Origin of the sequence: uncultured Campylobacter sp. (assembly GCF_938045775.1) — a bacterium.
In the GTDB taxonomy this organism is placed as follows: domain Bacteria; phylum Campylobacterota; class Campylobacteria; order Campylobacterales; family Campylobacteraceae; genus Campylobacter_B.
Genome location: NZ_CALIBH010000123.1, coordinates 1 through 5,983, shown reverse-complemented (window position 1 = coordinate 5,983; position 5,983 = coordinate 1). Strand labels below are relative to the sequence as shown.

Annotated in this window: 7 protein-coding genes; 6 read left to right on the top strand and 1 reads right to left on the bottom strand. The window is 46.7% G+C overall.

The window, feature by feature from the left end; genetic code table 11:
* Positions 1-205: 205 nt before the first annotated feature.
* Positions 206-622, bottom strand: a complete 417-nt coding sequence (locus tag Q0238_RS04730; protein WP_297943380.1) for a hypothetical protein — start codon at positions 620-622, stop codon at positions 206-208.
* 175 nt (positions 623-797) lie between these two features.
* Here Q0238_RS04730 and lgt point away from each other — a divergent pair, with 175 nt between their 5' ends.
* The 6 genes from lgt to Q0238_RS04700 form a co-directional block, all read left to right on the top strand.
* A complete protein-coding gene (gene lgt / locus Q0238_RS04725; RefSeq protein WP_297943378.1) occupies positions 798-1,616 on the top strand; it encodes a prolipoprotein diacylglyceryl transferase in 819 nt (272 codons plus the stop codon).
* A gap of 94 nt (positions 1,617-1,710) precedes the next feature.
* Positions 1,711-2,394 (top strand): fumarate reductase cytochrome b subunit, encoded by a 684-nt coding sequence (locus Q0238_RS04720; RefSeq protein ID WP_291936192.1) that lies wholly within the window; start codon positions 1,711-1,713, stop codon positions 2,392-2,394.
* A 10-nt stretch (positions 2,395-2,404) separates the two neighbouring features.
* Positions 2,405-4,423, top strand: a complete 2,019-nt coding sequence (locus Q0238_RS04715) for a fumarate reductase flavoprotein subunit (protein ID WP_297943375.1) — start codon at positions 2,405-2,407, stop codon at positions 4,421-4,423.
* Entirely contained in the window at positions 4,416-5,153 is a 738-nt protein-coding gene (locus Q0238_RS04710) for a fumarate reductase iron-sulfur subunit (protein ID WP_297943373.1), read from the top strand. The genes Q0238_RS04715 and Q0238_RS04710 overlap by 8 nt, the downstream gene beginning before the upstream one ends.
* A gap of 176 nt (positions 5,154-5,329) precedes the next feature.
* On the top strand, positions 5,330-5,458 hold the full coding sequence (locus Q0238_RS04705; RefSeq protein WP_297882610.1) for a hypothetical protein: 129 nt from the start codon (positions 5,330-5,332) through the stop codon (positions 5,456-5,458).
* A 99-nt stretch (positions 5,459-5,557) separates the two neighbouring features.
* Positions 5,558-5,983, top strand: a 426-nt coding sequence (locus tag Q0238_RS04700) for a hypothetical protein (protein WP_297943371.1), incomplete at its 3' end; no start/stop codon positions are given.

Sequence of the window (5,983 nt, the reverse complement as noted above, 5' to 3'; positions counted from 1 at the left end):
CGCAATTTATCATTCCTAGCTTTTCCGCGCTTGCTACGCACGTGCAGATAAACGCCAAAAGCAGCTACTACAAGGCGCTCGGGTGGTTTTTGGCGGATTTTTGCCGCGTGGTGAAAGAGACGCTAGGGCTTAGAATTTAGAATTTAGAACGCGCGCTCGGTGTTTTTGCGCGTTCGGCACAGAAAAGCGCTATGTAGAGATAGGTTTAAAGCTTGCTTTCGGAATTTCTTGCGCTGTAGCCGGTACAGCTCCTGCGAGCGCGACAAGCTAAGCAAGACGGGCGAATTTTATCTGCATTATCTGCGCGGATGCAAAATATCTGCCTTGCTGTTTTGTGCGTCGGCTTGTCATATTGCGCGTCGTTTTGAATTCTGCGCGGCATTCGGTATTTTGCATATGTGCCGCCTGATGTTTGTTTTGCGCGCACTGCGAGTTTTGCTCGGCGTTCAGTGCTCTCGTTTTGCGCCGCCTGCATTAGGGTATTGCGTGCTTTGTCTGCGTCGCGCCACTTTGCGTGTCGCTTCGTATGTCGTCTGGCATAGTCATTTGGAATTTTACGTGAGGCGCCTTGCGTCCCATCTGGCGTCGTCGCTTGAAATTTCATGCGAGGTGGTCTGTGCATCGTTTGACGCTATCGCTAAGCATCCGCGTCTTACGTGTTTCGCGCGTGTGATCGAGCGTTCGAAAACTGAGGTTTAGTGCCTGCGTATGCGCCGCTTTGCGTCTTTTACCAAGCGTGCGTCACGCAGCGTCCGATGCGTGCCGTTAAATTTTAAAATTTAAAACAAAGGAAAAATTTGAATTACTGGAACGAAATTTACGCCCACTTTGATCCCGTGGCGTTCAGCGCGTTTGGCATAAACGTGCACTGGTACGGCATTATGTATGTTTTGGCGCTGCTTACGGCGCTATTTATCGCCAAATATTTCGTGCGAAAAGACGGCCTTGACTTCAGCGATAAGATGCTAGATCGCTACTTTATCTGGGTCGAAGTGGGCGTCATTTTGGGCGCGCGGTTAGGATACATCGCGATCTATTCGGGTGAGGCGGCGTGGTATTTCAGCCATCCGTGGCAAATTTTTAACCCATTTCATAACGGCGAGTTCGTGGGTATCCGCGGTATGAGCTATCACGGCGCGGTCGTCGGATTCGTGATCGCGACGGTTTGGTTTTGCAAAAAATTTAAAACCGATATGTGGGCACTGCTCGATCTCGTGGCACTTAGCGTGCCGCTTGGGTATTTTTTCGGACGCGTGGGGAATTTTTTAAATCAGGAGCTTTTCGGGCGCGAAACGACCGAGCCGTGGGGGATCTTGGTAGGCGGTACGTTGCGCCATCCAAGCCAGCTTTATGAGGCGGTTTTGGAAGGGCTGGTAATTTTCGTGATTTTATTTTTCTACCGTAAATTTAAGAAATTTAACGGCGAGCTGATATGTCTGTATGCGATGCTATACACGGCATTTAGATTCTTCGTAGAATTTTTTAGAGAGCCGGACGATGGGCTTGGCTTTATATTTTTAAATTTATCGATGGGGCAAATTTTATCTTTGGTGATGTTTTTGATAGCAGTTTTCTTAAAGCAGTCTTTGAAGAAAAAACTAATTTGCAGAAATTAAATTAATCTAAAGTTAAAAAGTAATATAATCTCTTTACAAAAATGTAAATTTTCGTTTAGCGGGGATTTATAATCATCTTTTTTAAGGAGAACCTATGCTAGGTCGCATTGAAGGCTTTACGGGCAGATCCATAGACGGCAAAAAAAGCCGCATTATGGCTTTGCAAGACGTGGCGCAAAGCATCAGCGGGCTGATTTTGGCCTGTTTTATGCTGTGTCATATGATATTTACCGGCACGATTTTGATCGGTAAGGGCGCGTTTGAGGGCGTCGTACATTTCGCAGAACCGGGCGGAATTTATTTCGTTACAAACATCGTCGCTTTCGTGATTTTCGTGATTTTCGTAGTTCACGCATTTTTGGCTATGAGAAAATTTCCGGCTAACTACGCCGCTTACAGGGCGTTTAAAGCGCACAAAATGCGAATGAAGCATTGCGACACGACGCTTTGGTGGTTTCAGTTTTGGACGGGATTTTTCCTATTTTTCTTTGCGGCGGCTCATATTTTAATGATCGTATTCGGTCCGAAAATTACTGCAGATCTTGCTATCGCTCGCTTCGGACAGCTTCATCTATTTTATTTTGTTTTATTGATTTTCGTAGTAACTCACGCTAGTATTGGAATTTATAGGCTTTATATGAAATGGATTAGCATAGATGGCACGAAGGCGGAAATTCAAAGGAAAAGAGCCCTCATCAAAAAGACGGTTTTCATCGTTTGGGGTGCATTTTTCTTGCTTTCGATAATCGCCGATTTCAAATGGTTAAGTTTAGAATAGGGAGCTTAGGATGAATGTAATATATTGCGATTCTTTAGTTATAGGCGGCGGTTTGGCGGGATTAAGAGCTGCGATTGCTACCGGAGAGAAAGGGCTTAGCACCATCGTTTTGAGTCTGATTCCCGTTAAACGCTCGCACTCTGCGGCGGCTCAAGGCGGTATGCAGGCGTCGCTCGGAAATTCCAAGATGAGCGAGGGCGACAATGAGGATGTGCACTTTGCCGATACCGTAAAAGGAAGCGACTGGGGCTGCGATCAGGATGTCGCTAGGATGTTTGCGCAAACGGCGCCTAAGGCTATCCGCGAGCTTGCGGGCTGGGGCGTTCCTTGGACTAGGATTACTAGAGGCGAGCGAAGCGCTATTATCAATGCTCAAAAAACCACGATCACCGAAAAAGATGAGGTTCACGGACTTATTCACAGCCGCGACTTCGGCGGTACGAAAAAATGGCGAACCTGCTATACCGCCGATGCTACGGGACACACGATGCTTTTTGCCGTTGCAAACGAAGCGCTAAAGCATAATGTCGATATTCACGACCGCAAAGAAGCTATCGCGCTAATTCACGCAAATAACCGCTGCTATGGCGCAATCGTGCGCGATTTGGTTACCGGCGAGCTCATCGCATACGTCTCGAAAGGCACACTGATCGCTACCGGCGGCTACGGCAGAGTATATAAGCACACCACAAACGCCGTCGTTTGCGAGGGTATAGGTGCTGCTATCGCGCTTGAGACAGGCGTCGCGCAGCTTGGAAATATGGAAGCGGTGCAGTTTCACCCGACCCCTATCGTTCCGAGCGGAATTTTACTCACCGAGGGTTGCCGCGGCGACGGCGGAATTTTACGCGATGTGGACGGCTACCGCTTTATGCCGGATTATGAGCCCGAGAAAAAGGAACTTGCTAGCCGCGACGTCGTAAGTCGCCGCATAATGGAGCATATCCGCGCAGGCAAGGGAGTAAAGAGCCCTTACGGCGAGCATGTTTGGCTTGACATATCGATCCTCGGACGCGAGCATATCGAGAAAAATTTACGCGACGTGCAAGAAATTTGCGAGATTTTCAACGGCATCGATCCTGCCGACACCGAGGTAATAACCGACGAGCAGGGCAGAAAGCGCGGTAAAGGTTGGGCTCCGATCCTTCCTATGCAGCATTACTCGATGGGTGGTATCAAAACAAAGGCTACGGGCGAGAGTCCAACACTAGCTGGACTTTTCAGCGCGGGCGAGGCTGCGTGCTGGGATATGCACGGCTTTAATCGCTTGGGCGGAAATTCCGTTGCCGAAACCGTCGTCGCAGGAATGATCGTGGGCGAGTATTTTGCGGAGTATTGTCAAGGACACGACGTCGATATCAATACGCACGATATACAAAAATTCGTAGATAAAGAGCAAAACTACATGAAAAGCCTGCTTGAAAAAGAGGGTAAATTTAACGTATTTGAGATCAAAAACAAGATGAAAGACGTGATGTGGGAGCACTGCGCAATATTCCGCACCGGCGAGGGATTAGCCAAAGCCGTAAAAGAGCTAGAGGAGCTTTACAAGCAGTCTTTGGACGTCAAAGTAAGCAATAAAGAGCTTTTCGGAAACCCGGAGCTCGAGGAGGCTTATCGCGTACCGAAGATGCTAAAGCTCGCGCTTTGTATCGCCAAGGGTGCGCTTGATCGCACAGAAAGCCGTGGCGCGCACTTCCGTGAGGATTATCCGAAACGCGACGATCTAAACTGGCTAAAACGAACGCTTGCGAGCTGGAAGGAGGGCGATACTATGCCTACTCTAAGCTATGAGCCGCTTGATATTATGAAGATGGAGATGCCGCCTGCGTTCCGCGGATACGGCGCCAAAGGCAATATTATCGAGCATCCGGACAGCGCCGTGCGCCAAAAAGAGGTCGATGAAATTCGCGAGAAAATGCAAGCCGAGGGCAAAGGCAGATATGAAATTCAAGAGGCATTGATGCATTATGAGTTGCAGCCAAAATACAAAGCACCTAACGAAAGAGCAGGTATAGGATATGAGTAGAAAAATAACAATAAAGGCATTTAAATATAATCCGCTAAGCAAAATTTCAAAGCCGCACTTCGCTACTTACGAGCTCGAAGAGACCGACGGAATGACGCTGTTTATCGCGCTTAACGTGATTCGTGAGAAATTTGATCCCGAGCTAAGTTTCGACTTCGTTTGCCGCGCGGGTATCTGCGGTAGCTGCGGTATGCTCGTAAACGGCAAGCCGCAGCTTGCGTGCCGTACGCTTACTAAGGATTATCCGGACGGCGTGATCGAGCTTATGCCGCTTCCATTTTTTAAGTTGCTAAAAGACCTCAGCGTTGATACGGGCAACTGGATGAACGCGATGAGCAAACGCGTAGAGAGTTGGATCCACACCGATCACGAAACCGATATCTCCAAGCTTGAGGAGAAGGTCGAGCCGGAGGTCGCGCAGGAGGTTTTCGAGCTGGATCGCTGCATCGAGTGCGGTATCTGCGTAGCTGCATGCGGCGTAGCGATAATGCGAAAAGACTACATCGGCGCCGTCGGCATCAACCGAGTGGCACGCTTTCAGATCGATGCGCTGGATAAGCGAACCGATGAGGATTTTTACGAGCTAATCGGCGATGATGACGGAGTATTCGGCTGTATGACGCTGCTAGGCTGCGAAGACCACTGCCCTAAGCACCTTCCGCTTCAAAGCAAAATCGCATATGTTCGCCGCAAGCTTGCCGCTCAGGGCAAATGCGGTTGCGGCAAATAAAATTTAAGCGGGTTTTTCCCGCTTAAATTTATCTTCCAATTTTATAAATTTTACCTCGATAGACAAATTCCAAAATGCTTGGGTCAGGCAAGTGAAGTAGCTTTAAATTTAATACTATCCCAAGCGACAGAGAAGTAAAATACGAAATCGCTGAAGATCGCTAGCGAGGGATAAGGATGAACGAAGCAAGGCTCGAAGAGCTAAAGAAAATTCTAAACGAACGACGTCAAAATTTAGAGCGAGGCTCACAGGAAAATTCTGACGCTCAAAATTCCAATGCCTTAATTTTAATAAAGGAGATATAGATGAGTAGAGGAAGTGTTGATAAAAGGTGTACTTATTACAGGTGGTTTTAAATCGCTACAAGAATATTCTGATTTGCCAAAAGCTACTAAAGGAATACAATGAAAAACCCGCTTTACTACGTAGATTATTGGTATGATTTGATTAAATTTGGCTTTGATCGGAAGCATACTTTTATAACGCTAATCGTTGTTTGCGTTTCATTTATCGCACCGATATTTCTCTTGTACTCCTACTCTATCGTACCAAGTACTCAAAGCATAAGAGATCCATTCGTATTTTACGGTACTATAAAAGAACTTAAAAGGCACAAAGGACATTATCGTACGAAAGCCAATTGTGTAGTGTCAATCCAAAATAATAATAAAATCATCACTAGACGCTTTGTAGATGTAAAAATTTCAGAAGGAACATATATTTGTGATATATTTTTTAAAGAATATGTATTTAATCGATGTATAATCATAAATATGTCTGATTTTGTATTGAATAAGCTGAGCCGCTGCGATGATGGTTTGGTTTTATTT

What these genes read in the sequence shown, in the direction of transcription:
- Q0238_RS04705 (WP_297882610.1), top strand. Translation starts at nt 5,330, where the DNA reads ATGAACGAAGCAAGGCTCGAAGAGCTAAAGAAAATTCTAAACGAACGA.
- Q0238_RS04710 (WP_297943373.1), top strand. Translation starts at nt 4,416, where the DNA reads ATGAGTAGAAAAATAACAATAAAGGCATTTAAATATAATCCGCTAAGC.
- Q0238_RS04730 (WP_297943380.1), bottom strand. Translation starts at nt 622, where the DNA reads ATGCACAGACCACCTCGCATGAAATTTCAAGCGACGACGCCAGATGGG.
- Q0238_RS04720 (WP_291936192.1), top strand. Translation starts at nt 1,711, where the DNA reads ATGCTAGGTCGCATTGAAGGCTTTACGGGCAGATCCATAGACGGCAAA.
- Q0238_RS04715 (WP_297943375.1), top strand. Translation starts at nt 2,405, where the DNA reads ATGAATGTAATATATTGCGATTCTTTAGTTATAGGCGGCGGTTTGGCG.